Genomic DNA, 19296 nt, shown 5'->3' with positions numbered 1-19296 from the left:
CGGAAATCCGTCTGCGGAGCTTCCCTTTGAGAGGTCAACATGTACGCGGTCATAAAAACCGGCGGCAAGCAGTATCGCGTTGCAGCCGGCGAGAAAATTAAAGTAGAACAGATTGCTGCGGACGTAGGCCAGGAAATCGTGATCGACCAGGTTCTGGCTGTCGGCAACGGCAGTGAAATCAAGGTCGGTACTCCCCTGGTGTCCGGTGCAACTGTCACAGCCACGATCGTGGCGCACGGCAAGCACGACAAGGTGCGCATCTTCAAGATGCGTCGTCGCAAGCACTATCAGAAGCGTCAGGGGCATCGCCAGCAGTTCACCGAACTGCAGATCGCTTCCATCGCAGCTTGAGGAGTTAAGCGAAATGGCACAGAAAAAAGGCGGCGGCTCTACGCGAAACGGGCGGGATTCCAAGCCCAAGATGCTCGGCGTGAAGGCTTTTGGCGGTGAACTCATCAGCGCCGGCTCCATCATCGTCCGTCAGCGCGGTACCCGATTCCATGCCGGCACCAATGTCGGCATCGGCAAGGACCACACCCTGTTTGCTCTGGTTGACGGCCACGTGTCGTTCGCCGTGAAGGGTTCGCTGAACAAGCACACGGTCAACGTGACCCCGGCGTAAGTCATCAGGCTTTCCCGCACGAAAGCCCTGCGGTTCATTCGCAGGGCTTTTTTGTTTGGGCCTCCTTAGAATCCGGATCATGAAGTTCGTCGACGAAGCCTATATCGACATCGCCGCAGGTGATGGGGGGAACGGCTGCGTCTCGTTCCGCCACGAGAAGTACAAGGAATTCGGCGGACCGAATGGCGGCGACGGCGGCCGTGGTGGGCACGTGTACGCATTGGCCGACGTGAACCTCAACACGCTGGTCGATTTCCGCTTCTCGCGCCGTCACGAGGCCAAGCGCGGACAGCATGGCATGGGCTCCGACATGTTCGGGGCTGCGGGTGACGACATCGTGCTCAAGATGCCGGTGGGCACCATCATCACCGATGCGGAAACCGGCGAAGTGCTTTATGAGCTGCTGACGCCCGGTGAGCAGATCATGATCGCCAAGGGCGGGGATGGTGGTTTCGGCAACATGCGGTTCAAGAGCGCCATCAACCGCGCGCCGCGTCAGAAGACACCCGGCTGGCCCGGTGAAAAGAAGAATCTCAAGCTCGAACTCAAGGTGCTGGCCGATGTCGGCCTGCTGGGCATGCCCAACGCGGGCAAGTCCACGCTGATCTCGGCCATCTCCAATGCCCGGCCCAAGATCGCTGACTATCCGTTCACCACGCTGCACCCCAATCTTGGCGTGGTGCGTGTCGGTCCGGAACAGAGCTTTGTGGTTGCTGACGTGCCCGGTCTCATCGAGGGCGCTTCCGAGGGCGCGGGTCTCGGCCACCAGTTCCTGCGGCATCTGCAACGCACGCGTCTGCTGCTGCATCTTGTGGATCTGGCGCCGTTTGACGACGCCGTCGATCCCGTCGCGCAGGCGAAGGCAATCGTGGGTGAGCTCAAGAAGTACGACGAAGCGCTTTTCAGGAAGCCACGCTGGCTGGTGCTCAACAAGCTGGACATGGTGCCGGCCGAAGAGCGTGAAGCACGCGTGAAAGATGTCGTGCGCCGACTCAGGTACAAAGGCCCTGTGTTCGAGATTTCTGCCCTCACGCGTGAAGGTTGCGAGCCGCTGGTGAAAGCGGTTTTCCAGCACATCCATGCCGAGCATCTGTCCGAACAGGTGCCGGTCGATGTGGATCCACGCTTCGTGTCGGCACCTTCCGAATGAACGTTGCCGCCTCGTCAGCGCTGCGTGATGCGCGCCGCATTGTCGTCAAGGTCGGATCGAGCCTTGTGACCAACGAAGGGCGCGGACTCGACGCCGCTGCAATTGGCGAATGGTGCCGTCAGCTCGCGGCCCTCGTGAACGACGGCCGCGAGGTCGTCATGGTTTCCAGTGGCGCCATCGCCGAAGGAATGAAGCGTCTGGGCTGGGCCACGCGGCCGCGCGAAGTGAATGAACTCCAGGCGGCTGCTGCCGTGGGCCAGATGGGCCTCGCGCAGATGTACGAAACCAAGCTGCGCGAAAACAAGCTTGGCAGTGCGCAGGTGCTGCTCACGCACGCCGATCTGGCCGACCGCGAGCGTTATCTCAATGCACGTTCCACACTGCTGACCTTGCTGCGGCTTGGCGTGGTGCCGGTCATCAACGAAAACGACACCGTCGTCAATGACGAAATCAAGGTCGGCGACAACGACACGCTGGGGGCACTGGTGGCCAACCTCGTCGAGGCGGACCTGCTGATCATCCTGACGGACCAGCATGGCCTCTATACAGCCGACCCGCGCCGTGATCCTTCCGCCACGTTCGTGCACGAAGCGCGCGCAGGCGATCCGCAGCTCGAAGCAATGGCGGGCGGTGCCGGGTCCAGCATTGGCAAGGGTGGCATGATCACCAAGATCCTCGCGGCCAAGCGTGCGGCGGGCTCGGGCGCATCCACGGTGATTGCCTGGGGCCGCGAGCCCGACGCGCTGGTGCGGCTGGCTGGCGGCGAGCCCATCGGTACGTTGCTGGTGGCGCAGACGCAGAAGATGCAGGCGCGCAAGCAGTGGATGGCCGACCATTTGCAGATGCGCGGAGCCGTGCGCGTGGACGCAGGTGCGGCCATCAAGGTGCGCGATGAGGGAAAAAGCCTGCTGCCCATCGGCATGACTTCTGTGGATGGCGACTTCGCCCGGGGCGACGTCATTGCCATAAGAGACAGCGCCGGGCTCGAACTCGCGCGTGGCCTTGCGAATTACTCGAGCGCCGAGGCGCGCATGATCTGTCGCAAACCTTCCAGCGAGTTCGAGGCCGTGCTCGGTTATGTGGCCGAGCCCGAGATGGTCCATCGCGACAACCTCGTGCTCACCAGCCGCGCACTGGCCGAAACCTGAACTTCCCTGTCAGATCGCAGGCATCATGGTACTGCGCATGGCGCGCACGATGTCCTGCGGCGTTCGCTGCGGTGCCCGGCCATTGCAGATGCCCTGGCGCGCTGCGGCCCAGGAGTGGCGTGCAGCGGACTGCATGGGTCGCCACTCCTGCTTTTCGTCCGTGAGCCATCCTGAACTCCCGTAGCGGGCATACAGCTTCACCTCGCCTGTCGAGCAGCGAATGGCTTCGTGCATGGCATTGACGGTGCCACTGCGGCTCGTGGCCACCATGACGTAGCGCACAACGCTGTCCTTGCCGATGGTGAGCGTCTGCGGGTCCACGCCGTAAGACAGCTCGAGATAGTTGGGCATGTCTACCTTGATCAGCCCATCGGTCTTGAAGGCCGGGGGTTGCGGAGCCGATTCCTCTTTCCAGTCGGGGTTCTCGTTCAACTGGGCGAAGGAAGCGGACATGCCAAATGCGGCGAGCGCGAGAGTCAGCAGGCTGCGCGATGCAGTCTCAATGGTGGTGGGTTTCATCGGTCGGATTGCCACCGCCGTCGCCGGCGGGCGGGTGAGGATCAAAGCTTGCGCCCGGCGGTAGCTCGAAGGCTGCGCCCGGCAATGGCATCGGACCGGACTCACGGTAGTCCGGGTTGTCGCGGGACCGCATGCCGCCACGCAGGTAACGGTTGCGCTGGTCGACACGCGGCAGGTAACGCGCGAGCTCGGTCAGTGCCATTTCATAGACGCCGCGTTTGAACTCGACCACCACATCCAGCGGGACCCAGTAGTCGTTCCAGCGCCAGGCGTCGAACTCGGGATGGTTGGTGGCGCGCAGGTTCAGGTGCCAGTCGGGCTCGACCAGCTGCAGCAGATACCAGATCTGCTTCTGCCCCTTGTAATGACCGCGCGCATCGCGTCGGATGTACCTGTCCGGCACCTCATAGCGCAACCAGTCCCGCGTGCGGGCAACGATACGCACATGCTCCGGAAGCAGACCCACTTCTTCATGCAATTCCCGGTACATGGCCTGCTCGGGATTTTCTCCCCGATCGATGCCCCCTTGCGGAAACTGCCACGAGTGCGTCCGGATGCGTTTGCCCCAGAACACCTGGTTTTTCTGGTTGAGCAGGATGATGCCGACGTTAGGCCGAAAGCCGTCCCGGTCAAGCATAATCAAACCCCAATTTTTGAACTGAGTCCATTATGCACGGCGGCCCCCGTGCAGCAAGGGCCAGCCAGCGTCGCTTCTGCATCGAGCCAGCACCCGAGTCCCCATGAAAGCCTCCCAGTTTTTCGTTTCGACCCTCAAGGAAGCCCCGGCCGATGCCGAAGTGGCCAGCCACAAGCTCATGATGCGCGCGGGCCTGATCCGCAAGCTCGGTGCCGGCATCTACAACTACATGCCGATGGGCTTGCGCGTCATCCGCAAGGTGGAAGCCATCGTGCGCGAAGAGATGAATCGGGCCGGTGCTGTCGAACTCACCATGCCCGTCGTGCAGCCGGCCGAGTTCTGGCAGGAAACCGGCCGCTTCGAGAAGATGGGCCCCGAGCTCCTGCGCATCAAGGATCGCCATGACCGCGACTTTGTCGTGCAGCCCACCAGCGAAGAGGTGGTCACCGACATCGCGCGCCAGGAGCTGCGCAGCTACAAGCAACTGCCGCGCAACTTCTACCAGATCCAGACCAAGTTCCGCGACGAGCGCCGGCCGCGCTTCGGCCTGATGCGCGGTCGCGAATTCATCATGAAGGACGCCTACAGCTTCGACCGCGACATGGCCGGGGCGAAGGCGAGCTACCAGGTGATGGCGCAGGCCTACCGCGCCATCTTCGACCGTTTCGGCCTGCGTTATCGCGCCGTGGCGGCGGACAGTGGCGCGATCGGCGGTGACCTGAGCGAGGAGTTCCAGGTGATCGCCGCAACCGGTGAAGACGCCATCGTGTATTGCCCCGGCAGCGATTACGCCGCCAACATGGAAAAGGCCGAAGCGCTCGCGCCCGTCGGTCCGCGTCCTGCAGCGGCGAAGCCGCTCACGCTCACGCCGACGCCCGGCAAGAGCACCTGCGCGGACGTGGCCGAACTGCTGGGTGTTCCGCTCAGCACCACGGTGAAGTCGCTCGTGCTCGCCACGGACGAACTGGACGACAAGGGCGAAGTGAAGAAATCGCAAGTCTGGCTGCTGCTGCTGCGCGGGGACCACGACATGAACGAAGTGAAGGTCAACAAGGTGCCCGGGCTCGACGTGGGCTTCCGCTTCGCGACCATTGCCGAGATCGATGCGCACTTCGGCTGCAAGCCCGGCTACCTCGGCCCCCTGAACATGAAGCAGCCGGTGCGCGTTGTCGCCGACCGCGAAGTGGCTGTCATGGCCGACTGGATCTGCGGCGCGAATCAACCCGACCACCACATCACGGGCGTGAACTGGGGCCGCGATCTGCCCGAGCCCGAACTCGTGGCCGACCTGCGCAATGTGGTGGCCGGCGATCCTTCCCCGGACGGCAAGGGTGAACTCGCCATCGAACGCGGCATCGAAGTGGGCCATGTGTTCTACCTCGGCACGAAGTACTCGAAGGCGATGGACGCGACCTTCCTCGACGAGAACGGCAAGCCGCAGTTCATGGAAATGGGCTGCTACGGCATCGGCGTCACGCGCCTGCCTGCGGCGGCCATCGAACAGAACCACGACGAGCGCGGCATCATCTGGCCGGACGCGATCGCGCCATTCACCGTGGTGCTGTGCCCCATCGGCATGGATCGCAGCGCCGATGTGAAGTCGGCTGCCGAAAAGCTCTATGGCGAATTGCTGGCCGCCGGCGTGGACGTGTTGCTGGACGACCGCGGCGAGCGCCCCGGCGCGATGTTCGCCGACTGGGAACTCATCGGTGTGCCGCATCGGGTCGTGATCTCCGATCGCGGCATCAAGGAGGGCCAGCTCGAATACCAGCATCGCCGCGACACGGCGGCCACCAAGGTGGCGGCTGCAGACGTGTCCTCGTTCCTCAAGGAGAAGCTGGGCGTATGAACCAGCGCAGCGGTGCACTTGCACGGCGCGAAGTTCTGGCGCTGGCCGGTGCTGCTGTCGCCGGTGGCGCTGGCTTCGTTTCGATGCCAGCCTTCGCCGGCGCGCAACTGGAAGAGCCCCTGGCCGATTCGGTGCGCAGCGCCTTGAGTTCCGCCATTGCCAACAGCGCGCCGCCGGTGCCCGAGTTCACCGACATCGAGCAGCGGCTGTCCTATCTGCGCTGGCTCGGCGCGATGAGTGAACGCCTCAAGCGCCGCAAGCCCGAATGGGACGTGCGCCGCGAATTCCTGCAGACCGTCTGGTACGAAAGCCGCCGCGCCGGGCTCGAGGTCTCGCTGGTCCTGGGGCTCATCCAGGTGGAAAGCGCCTTCCGCAAGTTCGCAGTCTCGGTGGCGGGTGCGCGCGGCTACATGCAGGTGATGCCGTTCTGGACGCGCGTCATCGGCAATGGCGATCCGTCGAGCCTGTTCCACATGCAGACCAATCTGCGCTTCGGCTGCGTGATCCTGCGCCACTACCTCGACCGCGAGCGCGGTGACCTGTTCATGACGCTGGGTCGCTACAACGGCAGCCGCGGTCGTGCGCCTTATCCCAACGCGGTACTGGGCGCACGCAAGAACTGGGAATTCAAGGATTCGCCATAGGCGTGGATGGCGGCATCGGGGTCGCAGTCCCGCGCGACACCATCACCTGGTCGATGCGGTAGCTGTCCACGTCCAGCACCTCGAAGCGGAAGCCGCCCCACGACACACAGTCGGTGCGCTTGGGCACGCGGCGCAGCATCACCATCAGGAAGCCGGCCAGCGTCTCGTACTCCTCGGCATGTGGCAGGTCGTCCAGGCCCAGTGCGCGCTGCACGTCCTGCACCGGCGTGACGCCGTCGATCAGCCAGGAGTTGTCGTCGCGCCGCACGATGAGTTCTTCGTCGGGCGGCGTCATCACGAGATCACCCATGACCGTGCTCATCACGTCGTTCAGCGTGACCACGCCCACCACCAGGCTGTATTCGTTGACGATGACGGCGAAGTCTTCGTGGGCCTGGCGGAATTCGCCGAGCACCTCGGCCAGCGTCAGGCGGTCGGGCACGACGAGTACCTTGCGCACGAGGTTCTCGCCGGTGAGCGTGATCGGCTGGTTGTTCAGGGCGCGCTGGAACAGGTCCTTGGCATCGACGTAGCCCACCACGTGGTCGATGTCGCCGTCGCACACCGGATACGTCGAGAACGGTTCTGCCGCAATGCGCGCGCGGATCACGGCATCCGGGTCGTCGCGCAGGAAGTAGGCGATGCGCTCGCGCTGCGTCATCGCGCTGCCGACGGTGCGCGTGTCGAGCTCGAACACATTGGCAATGACCTGCTGCTCGCGCCTTGCCAGCACGCCGGCTTGCGCCCCGGCTTCGGTGAGCGCGAGGATGTCGTCGGAGGTGATGCGGTCGTCGCGTTGCGACGGCAGGCCGGACACGCGGAAGATCAGGTCGGCAGCCTGGCTGTACATCCAGACGACCGGCTTGAGCACCGTCATCAGCGCCTGCATCGGGCCGACCACGCGTACCACCAGTCGTTCGGGTTCGGTCATCCCGAGGCGCTTGGGAAACAGGTCGGCGAACAGGATGAAGAGCGAGGTAACAACGAGGAAGGATGCAAGGAAGCTGGCCGTGGCTGCGCGCGGCGGCGTGAGCCAGGCGTCGAACAGGGCATTGAAATACGGACTGAGCGCGCCTTCACCCACGATGCCGCCCAGGATGGCGATGGCGTTCAGCCCGATCTGCACGATGGTGAAGTAGTGCCCGGGCTGCTCCTGGATGCGCATCACCTTCTCTGCGCGCGCATCACCCTCGTCGGCCATCTGCCGCAGGCGCAGGCGGCGTGAAGCTGCCAGCGAAATCTCGGCGACCGAGAAAAATGCGCTGGCGGCGATCAGCAGGGCAATGACGATGATGCTTTGTGTCAGGTTCATGGGCAAGGCGTCCAGTGTACCCATGGGTGTTACAAAAAAAAGGGGTGGATCCCGTGATCCACCCCTCCAGAACGACCTCGATGGCTTACGCTGGTGCAGTGGCGTAGTGGTCGAACTGCATCGCATACTGCGCGCGTCCGGACGACAGCGCACGCAATTGCCCGATGTAGCCGAACATCGCCGCCAGCGGCACGTGGGCCGTCACCACCGATGCCGAGTCGAGGGCGTCCTGCCCCCGCACCAGGCCCCGGCGGCGGTTCAGGTCGCCGATCACGTCGCCCAGGTAGTCGGCGGGCGTGATCACCTCCACTGCCATCACCGGCTCCAGCACCACGGGCCCGGCGGCGATCGCGGCCTCACGGAAAGCCGCCGCGCCTGCCAGCTCGAACGCCAGCGCCGACGAGTCCTTCTCGTGAAAGGCACCGTCCAGCAGCGTGACGGCAAAGTCCACGGTTGCATGACCCGCCAGCACACCCGTCTGCGCCGCGCGGCGTACGCCCGCTTCCACCGCAGGAATGAACTCGCGGGGAATCGCGCCGCCGGTGATGCGACTCTCGAAACGCAGGCCTTCGCCACGCGCCAGCGGCTCCAGACGCAACTGCACCTCGGCGAACTGGCCGGGGCCGCCGCTCTGCTTCTTGTGCGTGTGGCGCACCTCTGCCGTGCGCGTGATCGTCTCGCGCATGGCCACCTGTGGCGCGCCCACCGACACCTCCACACGATGTCGCGTGCGCAGCTTCTCCAGCGTCACTTCGAGCTGCAGTTCACCCATGCCGGACAGGATGGTCTGCCCGGACTCGGCGTCTTGCCGCACGCGCAGGCTCGGGTCCTCGCGCACGAGGGCCTGCAGCGCTTTCGAGAGCATCTGCTGGTCGTTCTGCGTCTTCGGCTCCACCGCCATGTCGATCACCGGCTCGGGCGCTGAGATTTCCTCCAGCACCAGCGGGTGCGCAACGTCGCTCAGCGTGTGGCCGGTCAGCGTGTTTTTCAGGCCCACGACGGCGGCGATGTCGCCGGCCTGCAGCAGATCGCGCTCCTCGCGCTTGTCCGCATGCATTTCGTACAGGCGCGAAACGCGCTCGCGCTCGCCCGTCGTCGCGTTGAGCACGGTGTCGCCCGCGCGCAGACGCCCGCGGTACACACGCAGGAAGGTCAGCGCGCCGTGGTCGTCCGTCACCACCTTGAAGGCGAGCGCGGCCAGCGGGCCACCCGCGTCCGATGCGGGCTGGTCCGTGCCAGCCACTTCACCGGGAGCGGGCAGGTAGTCCACCACGGCGTCGAGCAACGGCTCCACGCCACGGTTGCGGAACGCGGAGCCCGCGAACACGGGCACCAGCGCACCGGCCAGCGTGCCCTTGCGGATGCACGCAGCCAGTTGAGCGGCGTCGGGCACGGTGCCTTCCAGCCACGCGCGCAGCGCGTCGTCGTCCTGCTCCACGGCGGCTTCCACCAGCCGGTCGCGCCACAGCTGGGCTTGCGCCTGCAATTCGGGCGGAATGTCGTGCTCGGTCGCGGGTGCTCCGGCATCGCCGGTCCACGACAGCGCACGCATGCGCAGCAGGTCGACCACGCCACGGAAGCCGGCTTCGCTGCCCCACGGCAATTGCATCGCCAGTGGCCGGGTGCCCAGACGCTCCTGCATCATGCCGACCACGCGCAGGAAGTCCGCGCCCGTGCGGTCGAGCTTGTTGATGAAGGCAATGCGCGGCACGCGGTACTGGTCGGCCAGCCGCCAGTTGGTCTCGGTCTGCGGCTCCACGCCGGCCACGCCGTCGAACACGACGACGGCACCGTCGAGCACGCGCAGCGAACGCCGCACCTCGATGTTGAAGTCGATGTGGCCGGGCGTGTCGATGACGTTGAGCTGCGCCCCGCGCCAGAACACGGTCGTGGCTGCGCTGTTGATGGTGATGCCGCGCTGGCGCTCCTGCGGGTCGAAGTCCATCGTGGTGTTGCCATCGTGCACTTCGCCGACACGGTGCGTTTGCCCTGTATAGAACAGGATGCGTTCGGTGGTCGTGGTCTTGCCCGCGTCCACGTGGGCAATGATGCCGATGTTGCGGAGTTGGCGAGGGGTGGTCATGGCGGATCCTTGTCTTGTCAGGAGCCCGTTGACGGGTGGGCTCATGGTCCCGAAGCGGCTGGCTCCGGGCGGATCCGCCGCGGGCTAGCCGATGGCCTGGGCGCGGGTACGCAAGGCGGCTCGCGGGGAGCCGGCGTACCGGGCAACGCCAATGCACGTGCGCAGGCCCGCCGTGCCTTGGCGGGCCTGAATCGTCGCGATCAGCTTGTCGTAGGTACGCATATCAGTCTTTTCAGAGTCAAAAAGCACAAAACCCGGAACGGTTGTCACCGGCTCCGGGTTCCTCAAGTGGGGTTCACGGGGCCTGGTTCAAGGCCCGCCGTGCACGCAGGTCTTGTTCAGTGGCTGGCGGATTCGCCCAGCAGTTGCTGCAATTCGCCACTCTCGTACATCTCCATCATGATGTCCGAGCCGCCGACGAATTCGCCCTTCACGTAGAGCTGCGGAATCGTCGGCCAGTTGGAGTATTCCTTGATGCCCTGGCGGACTTCGGCGTCGTCCAGCACGTTCACGGTCTTGAGCGTCTTCGTGTCCACGCCGACCGCTTTGAGGATCTGGATGGCGCGGCCCGAGAAGCCACACATGGGGAAGCTCGCATTGCCCTTCATGAAAAGGACGATGTCGCTGCCTTTGACGAGGTCGTCGATACGTTGCTGGGTGTCGCTCATGGGGTGCTCCTGGCCGAATCTGCGGAAAACGGAAACAGCCCGATTATCCCAGCACCGGACGTTTTCCGCCCGAACAGCGCTCAATGCCCGCAAGGTCCTTGCGGCTCGTCACTTCGGTGAAGCCGTGGCCGGCCAGAAGTGGACGTACGGCCGCAGCCTGGTCCCAGCCATGTTCGAGCAGCAGCCAGCCGCCGGGGGACAGATGCGAGGGCGCGGCCGAGACGATTTCGCGCAGGTCATCCAGTCCATCGGTGCCGCTCGTGAGTGCCGACCGGGGCTCGTGCGCCAGACCCGGCAGGTGGACATCGCCGTTGGCGATGTACGGCGGGTTGGAGACGATCAGGTCGAAATTGCCCTCGACGCCGTCCAGCCAGTGGCCGTGGCGGAAGTCGATGGTCAGGCCGAGTTGCGTCGCGTTGGCACGGGCCACGGCAAGCGCGTCGTGACTGGCATCGACGGCGGTGACGGTGGCATCCGGCCGTTGGTGGCGAATGGCCAGCGCGATGGCGCCACTGCCGGTTCCGAGATCCAGCACGCGAGGCGCGGCCATGCCGGTCATCAGCGCCAGCGCCCAGTCCACCAGTGTCTCGGTGTCGGGGCGCGGGATCAGCACGCGTGGGTCGACGTGCAGATCCAGGCCATAGAACGCCTGCCGACCCGTGATGTACGCCAGCGGCTCGCCTGAAGCCCGGCGGGTGTAGAGCGTCGTGAAGCGGTCGTGTGCATCCGCTGGCAGCGCGTCTACATCATGCGCAAGCAGCCAGGCCCGTTCGGCGGGCGACTTGCCGAGTGCATGAAGCAACAGGTGCTGTGCCTCCAGCCGGTCCAGACCCAGCGCGCGCGCGGCCTGCAGTGCCTGCTGGACCGTCGAAACCGCATCGTTCACGCCGTCACCTCGAGTTCCGCCAGTTGCTCCGCTTCGCGCGCATGCTGCAGCGCCTGCACCACTTCGCGCAGGTCGCCCTCCATGATGAAACCGAGCTTGTACAGCGTGAGGTTGATGCGGTGGTCGGTGAGCCGGCCCTGGGGGAAGTTGTAGGTGCGGATGCGGTCGCTGCGGTCGCCCGAGCCGATGAGTCCCTTGCGCATCGCGGCGTCCTTGGCGGCCTGTTCGCTGCGCTCCTTTTCCTGGATGCGGGCGGACAGCACCTGCAGCGCCTTGGCCTTGTTGCGGTGTTGCGAGCGGTCGTCCTGGCACTCGGCGACGATGCCTGTCGGGATGTGCGTGATGCGCACGGCCGAGTCGGTCTTGTTGATGTGCTGGCCGCCTGCGCCCGATGCGCGGAAGGTGTCGATGCGCAGGTCGGCAGGGTTGATCTGGACGGCCTGCGCCTCGTCGGGTTCGGGCAGCACGGCCACGGTGCAGGCGCTGGTGTGGATGCGGCCCTGTGTTTCGGTGGCGGGCACACGCTGCACGCGGTGACCGCCCGATTCGAAACGCAACTGGCCGTAGACGCTGTCGCCCTCCACGCGCAGCACGACTTCCTTGAAGCCGCCGAGTTCGCTGGGCGACTCGCTGAGCAGTTCGGCTTTCCAGCCCTGGCTTTCGGCGAAGCGCGTGTACATGCGCAGCAGGTCGCCGGCGAACAAGGCCGACTCGTCGCCGCCGGTGCCGGCGCGTATTTCGAGGAAGGCATTGCGCGCATCGTCCGGATCACGCGGCAGAAGCAGCCGCTGCAACTCGGCTTCGAGCGTGCCGATGTCGGCTCGCGCGGCGTCAATCTCCTCACGCGCCATCTCGGCCATGTCTGCGTCTGCCAGCATCTCCTGCGCGGCGGCGAGATCGGCCTCGCGCTGCTGGTAGCGCACATAACGCCCCGCGATCTGCGTCACCTCGGCGTGCTCGCGCGACAGCGCCATGAACTGCTTCATGTCGGCCATGATGTCCTCGCGCGAGAGCAGGAAGTCGAGCTCGGACAGGCGCTGTGCATAGCGTTCGAGCTGGCTGCGGAGAAAGGGCTTCATGGCGTCGGGAACTCCCTGTCAGGGCGGGGGCGAAAAGGCGGGACCGTATCCGGAAAAGAGGTGCCGCTCCGGAGGGCGGTTGCGACAGGGCCGCAGGTGCTGCGTCCGCTAACGCTCGCGGCGAAGGAACAGGCGCGAGATCGCTTCCGTGGTCTGTTCGCGATGCTCGGCGTCGGCCGAATGCAGTTCGGCCAGCGCACCATGCAGCATCTTCTGCGTGAGGCCGCGCGACATGGCTTCGAGCACGGCCTCGATGTTCTCGCCCTTGGCCAGCAGCTTGCGCGCGCGGGCAATTTCCAGTGCGCGCCATTCGTCCGTCTGCGCGTTCAGTTGCTGGATCAGGGGCACGACGCCGCGGACCGGATCGCGCTGGTCCATCCAGTGCATGAAGCTCTGCACGCCGGCATCGATGATGGCTTCGGCCTGAGCGACCGCGGCCTGCCGGCTCGCCTGCGCAGTCTGCACCACGCCGGCCAGATCGTCCACCGTGTACAAGTAGACGTCTTCGAGGCCCTTGACCTCGGGCTCGATGTCACGCGGCACCGCGAGGTCGACCATGAAGATCGGGCGGTGGCGGCGCACCTTCAGCGCGCGCTCCACGGCACCGAGGCCAATGATGGGCAGCGTGCTCGCTGTGCAACTGACGACAGCGTCGAATTCGTGCAGGCGGCTGGGCAGATCGGCCAGGCGCATCACGTCCGCGCCGAAGCGCGCAGCCAGCTTCTCGCCTCGTTCGAGCGTGCGGTTGGCGATGGCGATGGACTTCGGGTTCTTCGCCGCGAAGTGCGTGGCCGCCAACTCGATCATTTCGCCCGCGCCGATGAACAGAACGCGGATCTGGCCGATGTCTTCGAAGAGTTGCCCGGCCAGGCGCACGGCGGCGGCGGCCATGCTGATGGAATGCGCGCCGATCTCGGTGGAGGTGCGCACTTCCTTGGCGACAGCAAACGAACGCTGGAACAACTGGTTGAGTGTGGTGCCCATTGCGCCTGCCGCTTCGGCGGCGCGCACCGCGTCTTTCATCTGACCGAGGATCTGCGGCTCACCCAGCACCATGGAATCGAGCCCGCTGGCGACGCGGAAAGCGTGGCGCGCGGCCTGCCCGTCTTCCAGCGCATAGGCATGCGAACGCAGCAGTGCCGGGGAAACGCCGCCGCTGTTGGCCAGCCAGTCGAGCGTGCGTTCGCGGTCGCCCAGATCGCCGGCACAGTAGATTTCGGTGCGATTGCAGGTGGAAACGATGGCCGTCTCCGGACGGCGGTTCAGCGTGGAGCGAAGGCCGTGCAGAACGGGCTCCAACTGGTCGGCGGCATAGGCGAAGCGGCCGCGCAGATCGAGCGGCGCAGTCGTGTGATTGAGACCCAATGCCCAGACAGCCATCCCGAGATTATAAAATTTGCCGTCTTCCCCTTGCTGGAGCTGACTTTTGGGCTTTCTCGGGCTTTTCGACCACCTGCTGAACTTTGTGGCGCCCGCCGCTTTCGTGGCGCTGGCACTGGCTTTGGGAGGCCGGCTGATGGCCCGTTCATCGGGGGCGCCCCGCTGGTGGATGCTGGCTTTGCTGCTGTTCCTGCTGGGTACGGTCGTGCTGGCCGGGGGGCTGTGGTGGTTCGGCCGCGACGGCAAGATGGCGACCTACGCGGCCCTGGTCGTGGTTTGCGCAACTGGCCATTGGGTGCTGGTCCGAGCCTGGCGCAAGTAGGCCTTGTCACCTGGCCTGAAGAACGGCTGCAGGCCTGATCAGGCGGGGGAGAAGAGGTCCACGCGATCGGTGATGATCCCGTCGGTCTGAAGGCTCACCAACCGCTCTGCGGCCCATTCGTCATTGACCGTGTAGCTCAGCGTCCGGTAGCCGAGCGATTTCGCGCGGCCGACGGTCTCCTCGTTCCACAGCGCCTGGTTGCAGTCGATGGCGACGCATTGCAATTTTTTCGCGTAGTCCCAGCAGCCGTCCCACCAGCTGTCGATCAGCAGGCCGCGCGGCAGGTGCGCGGCCGTGGTCATGGCACCTGCCAGCGATTCGGGACGGAACGAGGTGAGCAAGGGCGGCACCGCCTGGTCTTTCCAGAGTTGCGCGGCCTGCTCGCCGACGATGCGGCCGGTGCGGTCTTCCTGGCCCGGGGTCGGTTTGATCTCGATGTTGAGGAAGTAGCCGTTGCGGATGCAAAAGCGCGCCACGTTCTCCAGCGTGGGCAGTGGCTCGCCCGCAAATTCGCGGGAGTGCCAGCTGCCGGCATCCAGTTGTGCGAGCTGGCTCCAGGGCAGGTCGCCGCCCGTGCCGTGGCCGCTGGTGGTGCGTTCCAGCGTGGCGTCGTGCATCAGGAAGACGACCCCATCACTGCTCAGCTTGGCATCGCATTCGAACATGCGGTAGCCGTGGCGTGCGCCGTGGCGGAAGGCTGCCAGCGTGTTCTCCGGCGCCAGCTTGCCGGCGCCGCGGTGCGCGATCCAGCGCGGGTAGGGCCAGTGCGGCAGGTCCATGTCAGATGCGCTTGCCGGACGCAGCGTCGAACCAGTGCACGCGGTCCGCGCGTGGCGTCAGATACAGGGTCGAGCCGGGCTGCGGCACGGCCACCGACTCATCGCTGCGCACGATCAGCTGCTCGCCACCCACACGCACGTAGATCAGCTTTTCAGCACCCAGCAGTTCGGTGGTTTCCACCACGGCTTCCCAAGTGCCGGTGCTGCCGATGTTCAGGTGCTCGGGGCGGATGCCCAGGATGGCACCTTCACGGCTGCCGGGCACCGTCTTGAGCAGGTTCATGGGCGGCGAACCGATGAAGCTGGCAACGAACGTGGATGCGGGACGGGCATACACCTCTTCGGGCGTGCCGAACTGCTCCATCACTCCGGCGTTCATGACGATCACGCGCTGGGCGAGCGTCATGGCCTCCACCTGGTCATGCGTGACGAACAGCGATGTGATGCCCAGTTCTCGGTGCAGCTTCTGGATCTCCAGCCGTGTCTGTGCGCGCAGCTTGGCGTCCAGGTTGGACAGCGGTTCGTCGAACAGGAACACCTGGGGTTGACGCACGATGGCGCGGCCCATGGCGACACGCTGGCGCTGGCCGCCGGAGAGCTGTCGCGGCTTGCGTTCGAGCAGATGGCCGAGTTCGAGGATCTTTGCGGCCTTGTCGACGCGCGCCTTGATTTCGTCCAGCGGTGTCTTCTTGATCTTCAAGCCATAGGCCATGTTCTCGAACACGCTCATGTGCGGGTACAGCGCGTAGTTCTGGAACACCATGGCGATGTCGCGTTCGGCAGGTTCGAGATCGTTGACCACGCGGTTGCCGATGGCGATCTCGCCGCCCGAGATTTCCTCCAGGCCGGCCACCATGCGCAGCAGCGTGGACTTGCCGCAGCCCGACGGGCCGACGATCACGATGAACTCGTGGTCGTCGATCTCGGCATTCACGCCGTGGATCACCTGCAGTTCGTTCTTGCCCTTGCCGTACTTCTTGACGACGTTGCGTAGAGAGATGGAAGCCATTTTTATTTTTCCGTATCGACGAGGCCCTTGACGAACCACTTCTGCATCAGGATCACCACCACCGCCGGCGGCAACATTGCGAGGATGGCGGTGGCCATCACCACGTTCCATTCGACATAGACCTCACCGGAGATGAGGCGCTTGATGCCCATGACGATGGGGTACATCTTCTCGTCCGTGGTCACCAGCAGCGGCCACAGGTACTGGTTCCAGCCGTAGATGAACTGGATGACGAAGAGTGCGGCCATCGACGTCTTCGACAGCGGCAGCAGTACGTCCTTGAAGAAACGCATGGGACCTGCGCCGTCGATGCGGGCGGCCTCCACCAGTTCGTCCGGCACTGTCATGAAGAACTGGCGGAACAGGAACGTGGCCGTGGCGGAGGCGATGAGCGGAATGGTCAGGCCCGACATGGTGTTGAGCATCTTCAGGTCGGAAACGACTTCGTAGGTCGGGCCGATGCGCACTTCCACCGGCAGCATCAGCGTGACGAAGATCATCCAGAACACGAGGTTCTTGAACGGGAAGCGGAAATACACGATGGCGAAGGCCGACAGCAGCGAGATGGCGATCTTGCCGATGGCGATGATCAGTGCGCTGGCGAGGCTGATGCCCATCATGGGCAGGGCAGGCGCGACGGTGGCACCTGCCTCGGTTTTGCCGCCGAACAGCGCGAACCGGTAGCTCTCGACAAAATTGCTGCCGGGGATCAGCGAGATCGGATTGGCGGAACTGATCTCCTGCGCCGTCTGCGTCGAGCCGACGAAGGTGACGTAAATCGGGAAGAACACCACGATCACCCCGAGGATGAGGATGGCGTGGGAGACGAAGTCGAGGAAGGGGCGGCGTTCGATCATGTCAGTAATGCACCTTCTTCTCGACGAACTTGAACTGGATGACGGTCAGCGCGATCACGATGAGCATCAGCACCACCGACTGCGCGGCGGATCCGTTGATGTCCATGGCCTTGAAGCCGTCGTAGTAGACCTTGTAGACCAGGATGGCCGTGTCCTTGCCGGGGCCGCCGCCGGTCGCCGCATCGACGATGGCAAAGGTCTCGAAGAATGCATGGACGACGTTGATCACCAGCAGGAAGAACGTGGTGGGCGAGAGCAGCGGGAACACGATGGTCCAGAAACGACGCCACGGCGTCGCCCCGTCGATGGTGGCGGCCTCGATCAGCGACTGCGGGATCGATTGAAGACCGGCGAGGAAGAACAGGAAGTTGTAGGAGATGTACTTCCAGATGGACGCCATCACGATCAGCGCCATGGCATGTTTGCCGTTGAGCAGATGGTTCCACTCGAAGCCCATCTCGATGAGCGCGTAGCGGATCACGCCGTAGGGCGAGGCGAACATCATCAGCCAGAGCACGCCGGCCACCACGGGGGCGACGGCGTAGGGCCAGATCAGCAACGTCTTGTAGAGCCCGGCCGCGCGGACCACACGGTTGGCCATGACCGCCAGCAGCAGCGACAGCGCCAGGCCGCCGACTGCCACCAGCGCCGAGAAAATGGCGGTGATGCGGAACGAGTCCATGTAGGACGGGTCGGCGAACAGGCGCCGGAAATTGTCCAGGCCCACGAACTCACGGCTTGCGCCGAACGCGTCTTCCTGAAGCACGCTTTGGTAAAGGGCCTGGCCGGCGGGCCAGAAGAAGAACACCAGGATGATCGCCATCTGCGGCGCGATCAGCGCCCAGGGCAACCACGACGATTTGAACAGGACTCTTTTTTCCATGACAGCAGAGACGAAACAAGGCCCCGCAGGGCCTTGTCATTGCCGTTGAGATCGGGCGGCCAGTTTAGCCTTTGTTGGCTGCCTGGAAGCGCTCGAGCTGTTCGTTGCCGCGCTTGACGGCGTTGTCCAGCGCCTCCTTGGGCTGCTTCGTCCCTTGCCACACGCCTTCGAGTTCCTCGTCGATGATGGTGCGGATCTGCACGAAGTTGCCAAGGCGCACGCCGCGCGACTTGTCGGTGGTCTTGCGGATCATCTGGTTCACGGACACGTCGGCGCCGGGGTTCTGCTTGTAGAAGCCGGACTTCTCCGTCAGGTCGAAGGAAGCTTTCGTCACGGGCAGGTACCCGGTACGCTGGTGGCTGGCTGCAGCCACTTCAGGCTTGGACAGGTAGTTCAGGAACGCGGCCACAGCCTTGTATTCCTCGGGCTTCTTGCCAGCCATCACCCAGATGCTGGCGCCGCCGATCACGGTGTTCTGCGGAGCGCCCGGAACGTCCGGGTAGTAGGGCAGGGTGCCCGTGCCGTAGCCGAACTTGCTGTTGCGCTTCACGCTGCCGGCCAGGGCCGACGAGCCGGTGGCCATGGCGCATTCGCCGGAGACGAATGTGGCGTCGGCCTTGTTCTCACGGCCCTTGTAGACGAACAGGCCGCTCTTGGCCATGTTGGCCAGGTTTTCGATGTGGCGCACGTGCAGCGGGCTGTTGAAGGCCAGTCGAGTGCCGGTGCCGCCAAAACCATTGTTCATGCTCGAATACAGCACGTTGTGCCAGGCCGAGAAGCTTTCCAGCTGCGTCCAGCTGATCCAGCTGGTGGTGAACGGGCACTTGTGGCCGGATGCCTTGAGCTTGGCCGCAGCCAATGCAACTTCAGGCCAGGTCGTGGGCGGCTTCTCGGGATCGAGGCCGGCGGCCTTGAAGGCGTCCTTGTTGTAGTGGAAGACCGGCGTGGAGCTGTTGAACGGGTAGCTCAGCATCTGGCCATTGGGCGCCGTGTAGTAACCGGCAACGGCGGGAACGTAGATGCTCGGGTCGAATTTCAGGCCGGCGTCGGTCATGACCTTGGCGACCGGGACGATGGCGCCCTTGGCAGCCATCATGGTGGCGGTACCCACTTCGAACACCTGGATCATGTGGGGGGCATTGCCTGCGCGGTAGGCGGCGATGCCGGCCGTCATGGACTCGGCGTAGCTGCCCTTGAAGGTCGGCGTGATCTTGTAGTCCTTCTGGCTGGCGTTGAAGTCCTTGGCAAGGTCATTGACCCATTCGCCGAGGGCGCCGCCCATCGAATGCCACCATTGGACTTCGGTTTGCGCCATGGCCGGGGTGGCCAGGGTCGCGGCAACGGCAGCACTGGCTGCCAGGATACGGAATTTCATATTGCTCCTGTGGCTTGGATGGAAAAGCTCAGGGGATGCTAGCCCCCGTTTATGACGGATTTGTTTCATTTTTATTTCGCCATAGAGCCGCGAA

Annotated in this window: 20 protein-coding genes; 7 read left to right on the top strand and 13 right to left on the bottom strand. The window is 64.6% G+C overall.

All coding sequences use genetic code 11. From position 1 onward, the window contains the following. Positions 1–39: 39 nt before the first annotated feature. From rplU to proB, 4 genes are all read left to right on the top strand, one after another. On the top strand, positions 40–351 hold the full coding sequence (rplU, locus tag ACO2Q9_RS05450; protein ID WP_423309074.1) for a 50S ribosomal protein L21: 312 nt from the start codon (positions 40–42) through the stop codon (positions 349–351). 13 nt (positions 352–364) lie between these two features. Continuing rightward, entirely contained in the window at positions 365–622 is a 258-nt protein-coding gene (gene rpmA, locus ACO2Q9_RS05445) for a 50S ribosomal protein L27 (protein WP_423309072.1), read from the top strand. Positions 623–701: 79 nt separating this feature from the next. Continuing rightward, positions 702–1772, top strand: a complete 1071-nt coding sequence (cgtA, locus tag ACO2Q9_RS05440) for an Obg family GTPase CgtA (RefSeq protein ID WP_423309070.1) — start codon at positions 702–704, stop codon at positions 1770–1772. Next, positions 1769–2920, top strand: a complete 1152-nt coding sequence (proB, locus tag ACO2Q9_RS05435) for a glutamate 5-kinase (RefSeq protein WP_423309068.1) — start codon at positions 1769–1771, stop codon at positions 2918–2920. Before cgtA ends, proB begins: the two co-directional genes overlap by 4 nt. Before the next feature lie 9 nt (positions 2921–2929). On the opposite strand, the gene ACO2Q9_RS05430 is transcribed toward proB, so the two are convergent. Together ACO2Q9_RS05430 and ACO2Q9_RS05425 are read right to left on the bottom strand one after the other, a co-directional pair. Continuing rightward, entirely contained in the window at positions 2930–3439 is a 510-nt protein-coding gene (locus tag ACO2Q9_RS05430) for a CNP1-like family protein (RefSeq protein WP_423309066.1), read from the bottom strand. Continuing rightward, a complete protein-coding gene (locus tag ACO2Q9_RS05425) occupies positions 3420–4076 on the bottom strand; it encodes an RNA pyrophosphohydrolase (RefSeq protein ID WP_423309064.1) in 657 nt (218 codons plus the stop codon). The genes ACO2Q9_RS05430 and ACO2Q9_RS05425 overlap by 20 nt, the downstream gene beginning before the upstream one ends. A 103-nt stretch (positions 4077–4179) precedes the next feature. Between ACO2Q9_RS05425 and ACO2Q9_RS05420 the strand changes: the two genes are divergently transcribed. Together ACO2Q9_RS05420 and ACO2Q9_RS05415 are read left to right on the top strand one after the other, a co-directional pair. Then, positions 4180–5925, top strand: a complete 1746-nt coding sequence (locus ACO2Q9_RS05420) for a proline--tRNA ligase (RefSeq protein WP_423309062.1) — start codon at positions 4180–4182, stop codon at positions 5923–5925. Beyond that, positions 5922–6569: a lytic transglycosylase domain-containing protein gene (locus tag ACO2Q9_RS05415; RefSeq protein WP_423309060.1), complete on the top strand. Its 648-nt coding sequence runs from the start codon at positions 5922–5924 to the stop codon at positions 6567–6569. The genes ACO2Q9_RS05420 and ACO2Q9_RS05415 overlap by 4 nt, the downstream gene beginning before the upstream one ends. On the opposite strand, the gene ACO2Q9_RS05410 is transcribed toward ACO2Q9_RS05415, so the two are convergent. The 6 genes from ACO2Q9_RS05410 to hemA all read right to left on the bottom strand — a co-directional run bounded on the left by ACO2Q9_RS05410 (position 6553) and on the right by hemA (position 13977). Beyond that, the gene (locus ACO2Q9_RS05410) at positions 6553–7881 is read right to left on the bottom strand and encodes a hemolysin family protein (RefSeq protein WP_423309058.1); all 1329 of its coding nucleotides are present in this window, start codon (positions 7879–7881) and stop codon (positions 6553–6555) included. The two genes, ACO2Q9_RS05415 and ACO2Q9_RS05410, sit on opposite strands and share 17 nt — an antisense overlap. 85 nt (positions 7882–7966) lie before the next feature. After that, on the bottom strand, positions 7967–9964 hold the full coding sequence (gene fusA, locus ACO2Q9_RS05405; RefSeq protein WP_423309056.1) for an elongation factor G: 1998 nt from the start codon (positions 9962–9964) through the stop codon (positions 7967–7969). 338 nt (positions 9965–10302) lie between these two features. Continuing rightward, entirely contained in the window at positions 10303–10632 is a 330-nt protein-coding gene (grxD, locus tag ACO2Q9_RS05400) for a Grx4 family monothiol glutaredoxin (protein WP_423309054.1), read from the bottom strand. Between the two features lie 43 nt (positions 10633–10675). After that, positions 10676–11518: a peptide chain release factor N(5)-glutamine methyltransferase gene (gene prmC, locus ACO2Q9_RS05395; protein ID WP_423309052.1), complete on the bottom strand. Its 843-nt coding sequence runs from the start codon at positions 11516–11518 to the stop codon at positions 10676–10678. Further along, on the bottom strand, positions 11515–12597 hold the full coding sequence (gene prfA / locus ACO2Q9_RS05390) for a peptide chain release factor 1 (RefSeq protein ID WP_423309050.1): 1083 nt from the start codon (positions 12595–12597) through the stop codon (positions 11515–11517). The genes prmC and prfA overlap by 4 nt, the downstream gene beginning before the upstream one ends. A gap of 108 nt (positions 12598–12705) precedes the next feature. Beyond that, positions 12706–13977, bottom strand: coding sequence for a glutamyl-tRNA reductase (hemA, locus tag ACO2Q9_RS05385; RefSeq protein WP_423309048.1), 1272 nt, complete (start codon positions 13975–13977; stop codon positions 12706–12708). 46 nt (positions 13978–14023) lie between these two features. Between hemA and ACO2Q9_RS05380 the strand changes: the two genes are divergently transcribed. Further along, the gene (locus ACO2Q9_RS05380; RefSeq protein ID WP_423309046.1) at positions 14024–14299 is read left to right on the top strand and encodes a hypothetical protein; all 276 of its coding nucleotides are present in this window, start codon (positions 14024–14026) and stop codon (positions 14297–14299) included. Between the two features lie 38 nt (positions 14300–14337). On the opposite strand, the gene ugpQ is transcribed toward ACO2Q9_RS05380, so the two are convergent. The 5 genes from ugpQ to ugpB all read right to left on the bottom strand — a co-directional run bounded on the left by ugpQ (position 14338) and on the right by ugpB (position 19202). Next, positions 14338–15078: a glycerophosphodiester phosphodiesterase gene (gene ugpQ, locus ACO2Q9_RS05375; RefSeq protein WP_423309044.1), complete on the bottom strand. Its 741-nt coding sequence runs from the start codon at positions 15076–15078 to the stop codon at positions 14338–14340. Position 15079: 1 nt separating this feature from the next. Beyond that, positions 15080–16087, bottom strand: coding sequence for a sn-glycerol-3-phosphate import ATP-binding protein UgpC (locus ACO2Q9_RS05370; protein WP_423309042.1), 1008 nt, complete (start codon positions 16085–16087; stop codon positions 15080–15082). Positions 16088–16089: 2 nt separating this feature from the next. Beyond that, the gene (ugpE, locus tag ACO2Q9_RS05365) at positions 16090–16944 is read right to left on the bottom strand and encodes a sn-glycerol-3-phosphate ABC transporter permease UgpE (protein ID WP_423309040.1); all 855 of its coding nucleotides are present in this window, start codon (positions 16942–16944) and stop codon (positions 16090–16092) included. Position 16945: 1 nt separating this feature from the next. Further along, positions 16946–17827, bottom strand: a complete 882-nt coding sequence (gene ugpA, locus ACO2Q9_RS05360) for a sn-glycerol-3-phosphate ABC transporter permease UgpA (RefSeq protein WP_423309038.1) — start codon at positions 17825–17827, stop codon at positions 16946–16948. A gap of 64 nt (positions 17828–17891) precedes the next feature. Continuing rightward, the gene (ugpB, locus tag ACO2Q9_RS05355) at positions 17892–19202 is read right to left on the bottom strand and encodes a sn-glycerol-3-phosphate ABC transporter substrate-binding protein UgpB (RefSeq protein WP_423309036.1); all 1311 of its coding nucleotides are present in this window, start codon (positions 19200–19202) and stop codon (positions 17892–17894) included. Between the last annotated feature and the right edge of the window lie 94 nt (positions 19203–19296).

The sequence above is a fragment of the Variovorax sp. VNK109 genome (assembly GCF_049445855.1).
Taxonomy (GTDB): domain Bacteria; phylum Pseudomonadota; class Gammaproteobacteria; order Burkholderiales; family Burkholderiaceae_C; genus JAGOCV01.
This window is presented reverse-complemented; position numbering and strand designations above follow the sequence as displayed.

Coding starts and splice junctions, on each gene's coding strand:
- rplU (WP_423309074.1), top strand. CDS start 40: ATGTACGCGGTCATAAAAACCGGCGGCAAGCAGTATCGCGTTGCAGCC.
- rpmA (WP_423309072.1), top strand. CDS start 365: ATGGCACAGAAAAAAGGCGGCGGCTCTACGCGAAACGGGCGGGATTCC.
- cgtA (WP_423309070.1), top strand. CDS start 702: ATGAAGTTCGTCGACGAAGCCTATATCGACATCGCCGCAGGTGATGGG.
- proB (WP_423309068.1), top strand. CDS start 1,769: ATGAACGTTGCCGCCTCGTCAGCGCTGCGTGATGCGCGCCGCATTGTC.
- ACO2Q9_RS05430 (WP_423309066.1), bottom strand. CDS start 3,439: ATGAAACCCACCACCATTGAGACTGCATCGCGCAGCCTGCTGACTCTC.
- ACO2Q9_RS05425 (WP_423309064.1), bottom strand. CDS start 4,076: ATGCTTGACCGGGACGGCTTTCGGCCTAACGTCGGCATCATCCTGCTC.
- ACO2Q9_RS05420 (WP_423309062.1), top strand. CDS start 4,180: ATGAAAGCCTCCCAGTTTTTCGTTTCGACCCTCAAGGAAGCCCCGGCC.
- ACO2Q9_RS05415 (WP_423309060.1), top strand. CDS start 5,922: ATGAACCAGCGCAGCGGTGCACTTGCACGGCGCGAAGTTCTGGCGCTG.
- ACO2Q9_RS05410 (WP_423309058.1), bottom strand. CDS start 7,881: ATGAACCTGACACAAAGCATCATCGTCATTGCCCTGCTGATCGCCGCC.
- fusA (WP_423309056.1), bottom strand. CDS start 9,964: ATGACCACCCCTCGCCAACTCCGCAACATCGGCATCATTGCCCACGTG.
- grxD (WP_423309054.1), bottom strand. CDS start 10,632: ATGAGCGACACCCAGCAACGTATCGACGACCTCGTCAAAGGCAGCGAC.
- prfA (WP_423309050.1), bottom strand. CDS start 12,597: ATGAAGCCCTTTCTCCGCAGCCAGCTCGAACGCTATGCACAGCGCCTG.
- hemA (WP_423309048.1), bottom strand. CDS start 13,977: ATGGCTGTCTGGGCATTGGGTCTCAATCACACGACTGCGCCGCTCGAT.
- ugpQ (WP_423309044.1), bottom strand. CDS start 15,078: ATGGACCTGCCGCACTGGCCCTACCCGCGCTGGATCGCGCACCGCGGC.
- ACO2Q9_RS05370 (WP_423309042.1), bottom strand. CDS start 16,087: ATGGCTTCCATCTCTCTACGCAACGTCGTCAAGAAGTACGGCAAGGGC.
- ugpE (WP_423309040.1), bottom strand. CDS start 16,944: ATGATCGAACGCCGCCCCTTCCTCGACTTCGTCTCCCACGCCATCCTC.
- ugpA (WP_423309038.1), bottom strand. CDS start 17,827: ATGGAAAAAAGAGTCCTGTTCAAATCGTCGTGGTTGCCCTGGGCGCTG.
- ugpB (WP_423309036.1), bottom strand. CDS start 19,202: ATGAAATTCCGTATCCTGGCAGCCAGTGCTGCCGTTGCCGCGACCCTG.